Here is a 3615-nt window from a genome sequence, read left to right on the forward strand (position 1 = left end):
ATTCTGCACCAGTCCTACGCGCCGAGTCAGGGCAGACCGCTCGAAGCCGCGGTGCAGATTCTGAGGGACATCTACGCCGTTCTGCCCGAGACCGCGCGCATCGCCGCAGCAGGCGTTACCGGATACGGCGGCGGGCTTCTGCGCGCGGGGCTTCATGCCGACGTGGACGAAGTGGAAACGCTGGCCCACTGCAAGGCCGCACAGTTCTTCCTTCCCGACGTGACCTTCGTGCTGGACATCGGGGGACAGGACATCAAGTGCCTTCATGTGAAGGACGGCATGGTGGACCGCATACAGCTCAACGAAGCCTGCTCAGCCGGCTGCGGTTCCTTCATCGAGACCTTTGCCATGTCTCTCGGCATGGATCTTCCGACCTTCGTGGATGAGGCTCTTCACGCGCAGAATCCCGTGGATCTCGGCACTCGCTGCACGGTGTTCATGAATTCGCGCGTCAAGCAGGCGCAGAAGGAAGGCCGCTCCGTGGGCGACATTGCTGCCGGTCTCTCCTATTCCGTGGTCAAGAACGCGCTCTACAAGGTCATTAAAATCTCGAGTCCCGAAGAACTCGGCGAACACGTCATCGCGCAGGGCGGTTCCTTCAAGAATGACGCTCTGCTCCGCGCCCTTGAGCTCAGTCTCGGCCGCGAAGTGCTCAGACTGGACATCGCCGGTCTCATGGGTGCTTTCGGCGCGGCTCTCATTGCGAAGGAGAACCAGTCTCCCGAGGGATCCACCCTTCTTTCGCGGGAAGAGCTTGCATCCTTCCATGCCGAAAGAAACGTCACCCGCTGCAAGGGCTGCTCCAACCACTGTCTGCTCACCGTGAACCGCTTTTCCGACGGCTCCCGCTTTGTTTCCGGCAACCGCTGCGAGCGGGGTGCGGGCAAGAGCTCATCGGACGAGAGCCTGCCAAACCTCTTTGATTACAAGTACAAAAGACTGTTTGAGCACTATGTGCCCCTGTCTCCGGACAAGGCGCCGCGCGGCAGCATAGGCATTCCCCGCGTGCTGAACATGTACGAGGACTACCCTCTCTGGTTCACCCTGTTCACGAAACTGGGATTTTGCGTGGTGCTCTCTTCGGCTTCTTCCAAAAAGATGTACGCCCGCGGCATGTCCACCATTCCTTCGCAGACGGTGTGCTATCCGGCCAAGCTCAGTCACGGTCACATCATGGATCTGATCCAGAAGGGCGTGAGCCGCATCTTCTATCCCTGCATCGCCTTCGAGCGCAAGGAATTCCTCACGCAGGACAACCGCTACAACTGTCCCGTGGTGGGCGGCTACCCGGAACTTCTGAAGAACAACGTGGAGAAGCTGCGGGAAAAGGGAGTGGAGCTCATATGCCCCTTCCTGCCCGTGGAGCTGGACGGGCTGCTCAGCATGCTCCTTCAGCTCGATCTCTTCCGAAACATTCCCCGCGCGGAAATACAGGAAGCCCTGGAGGACGCCTTCCGAGAAAAGAAAAAGTTCAAGGACGACTTGAAGAAAAAGGGAGCGGAAGTTCTCGCCTACCTCAAAAAGACCGGCAAGATGGGCATCATTCTTGCAGGCCATCCCTATCATGTCGATCCTGAGGTGCATCACGGCATTCCCGACCTCATCACGGCCTCGGGTCTCGCCGTGCTCACGGAAGATTCCGTGGCCCATCTCATGCCCGATCCCGGCAAGCTGCGCGTGGTCGACCAGTGGACGTTCCATGCAAGACTTTATCGCGCGGCGGCCTATGCGGCCCAGTCGGACCAGGTCTCGCTCGTGCAGCTCGTCTCCTTCGGCTGCGGTCTTGATGCCGTCACGGCCGATCAGGTTGAGGAAATCCTTTCCGCTTCCGGCAGGCTCTACACACAGATAAAGATCGACGAGGGCGCCAACCTCGGCGCCGCGCGCATCCGCGTGCGCTCTCTGCTTGCCACCATGAAGGAACGCAGGAACAACCGGGTTCAGAAGGCCATACCGGAGTTCGCCACGCTGCTGCCCATGGCCCCCGTGGAGGATGACGGCTGGACGCCCCCGGACTTTACGGAAGAAATGCGGGAAACGCACACCATTCTCATCCCGCAGATGTCTCCCATCCACTTCCAGTTCCTGCCCTCCATGCTCCATGCCTGCGGCTACAAGGCGGAGCTTCTTCAGTCCGTCTCCCGGGAAGCCGTGGAGGAAGGCCTGAGGCATGTGAACAACGATGCCTGCTATCCGGCCATCACCGTCATCGGACAGCTTCTCTACGCCATCCGGAGCGGAAAGTACGACAGACACCGCATCGCCCTCATCATATCCCAGACGGGCGGAGGCTGCCGCGCCACGAACTACATAGGTTTTCTCCACAAGGCCCTCAGGGAATGCGGACTTACCGACATTCCGGTGATTTCCTTCAACCTTTCCGGACTCGGCCGCAATCCGGGCTTCCGCATTACGGGCCGTATGCTTCTGCGCGGCGTACAGGCACTTCTGTGCGGCGACACGCTCATGCGGCTGCTGTACCGCACGCGCCCCTATGAAAGCAGAAAGGGCAGCGCCGAGGAACTGGCCGAACACTGGGCGGCCATTCTCGACGCCGACATCAGGGAAGGCGCGCTCCGGCGCACCTACCGGCACCTCGGCGAAGTGGTGAAGGCCTTCGACGCCCTTCCCCTGAAGGACGAACCCCGGAGGCCGAGAGTCGGACTTGTGGGCGAGATTCTTTTAAAGTATCATCCCGACGCCAACAACAACGCAGTCGAAGTCGTGGAAGCCGAGGGCGGCGAGGCCGTCATGCCCGACTTCACCGATTTTATTCTGTACGGATTGTACGATGAAGTGTATCGTTGGCAGCACCACAACGGCAGCATGGGACGCGCAACGGTGAGCAATCTCCTTCTGCGCACCCTTCTGACGCTGCGGCTGCCTGTACGGTACGTGCTTGCGCGAAGCAGGAGATTTTCTCCCCCGCTTCCGTTCCGCAAGCTGCGCGAACAGGTCAACGGCGTCGTTTCTCTCGGACAGCAGACCGGCGAAGGCTGGCTGCTCACCGCCGAAATGATGGAACTGCTCCATGGCCGCATACGCAACATACTCTGCATGCAGCCCTTCGGCTGCCTGCCCAACCACATCACCGGCAAGGGCGTCATCAAGGAGCTCAAGCGCCGCTTCCCTGAAGCCAACATCGCCGCCGTGGACTACGACCCCGGCGCGAGCGAAGTGAACCAGATAAACCGGATCAAACTCATGATGGCTGTGGCCAGGCAGAAATGCACGGGAGGTCAGCCATCGACATAGGATGTCATGACACAGCACTCTCTGCCTGAACTTCTGGCTCCGGCCGGCGACATGTCCTGCTTTCTCGCGGGCATGGCCGCCGGCGCGGACGCCACGTATCTCGGTCTCAAGAACTTCTCCGCCCGGGCCGGGGCGGAAAACTTCAGCACCACCGAGCTCGCCCGCATGGTGGATCTGGCCAATCAGAACGGCCGCAAGATCTACGTAGCGTTCAATTCCCTCATCAAGGCAAGCGACATTCCCGCCGCCGGCCGCCTCATCAAGCGTCTTCAGCGCGACGCCCAGCCGCACGGCCTCATCATTCAGGACATAGGTCTCATCGACGTCGCCCGTCAGGCCGGTTTTGAGGGAGAGCTTCAC

Annotated in this window: 2 protein-coding genes; both read left to right on the forward strand. The window is 60.5% G+C overall.

Translation table 11 applies throughout. The features are described from left to right. Nucleotides 1-3255, forward strand: a 3255-nt coding sequence (locus QZZ60_RS10990) for an acyl-CoA dehydratase activase-related protein (RefSeq protein ID WP_295641356.1), incomplete at its 5' end; no start/stop codon positions are given. A 6-nt stretch (nucleotides 3256-3261) separates the two neighbouring features. Continuing rightward, nucleotides 3262-3615: peptidase U32 family protein (locus QZZ60_RS10995; RefSeq protein WP_367119420.1), on the forward strand; the 354-nt coding region annotated here is incomplete at its 3' end.

This window comes from uncultured Mailhella sp. (genome assembly GCF_905187505.1).
Lineage (GTDB): Bacteria > Desulfobacterota > Desulfovibrionia > Desulfovibrionales > Desulfovibrionaceae > Mailhella.